Source organism: Mycobacterium persicum, from assembly GCF_002086675.1.
Classification (GTDB): Bacteria; Actinomycetota; Actinomycetes; order Mycobacteriales; family Mycobacteriaceae; genus Mycobacterium; species Mycobacterium persicum.
The window spans coordinates 1-674 of the sequence record NZ_MVIF01000289.1 but is presented as its reverse complement, the minus strand read 5'-3'; the positions used below and the strand labels follow the sequence as shown (position 1 = coordinate 674).

Genomic DNA, 674 nt, shown 5'->3' with positions numbered 1-674 from the left:
GCGCCGGCCTGATTGGCAACGGCGGGCCCGGCGGGGCCGGCGGCGCCGGCGGGAACCAAGCCGGTGGCCAAGGCAACGGCGGCGCCGCCGGTAACGGCGGATCCGGCGGAACCGGCGGATGGCTGTACGGCAACGGCGGGGACGGCGGAGACGGCGGTGCCGGTGGGAAGAATGGTGCTGGCGGCAATAACTCCGCTGGTGGCGCCGCTGGTGACGGGGGTGCCGGCGGGAGCGCCAGGTTGATGGGCGCCGGCGGCCACGGTGGCCAGGGCGGCGTCGGTGGGAGCACCCTCGGCAGGCAGTCGGGTGCGATCGGCGGTGCCGGCGGGAACGGCGGAACCGGCGGGAACGGCGGGTGGCTGGCCGGCGACGCCGGGCCGGGTGGCAACGGCGGAATGGCCGGCAGCAACACCGCGGCCCCCGGCGGCACCCACAACGGCAATAGTGGCGGCGCCGGAGGCAACGGCGGACACGGCGGCAGCGGCGGTAACGCGGGACTGTTCGGCAACGGCGGCAACGCCGGCAGCGGCGGTAGTGGCGGCAACGGCGGCGGCGCCCAGACCGGGGTCGACGGCAACGGGAGCACCCCGGGCGGCGCCGGCGGCGCCGGCGGTACCGGCGGCGCCGGCGGTACCGGCGGCAACGGCGGCGCCGGCGGCCGCCGCGGGGGGGGG

1 protein-coding gene is annotated in these 674 nt (G+C 79.4%); it reads left to right on the top strand.

Translation table 11 applies throughout. The features are described 5' to 3' along the window. Window positions 1-674, top strand: a 674-nt coding sequence (locus tag BST40_RS30500) for a hypothetical protein (protein ID WP_208618957.1), incomplete at both ends; no start/stop codon positions are given.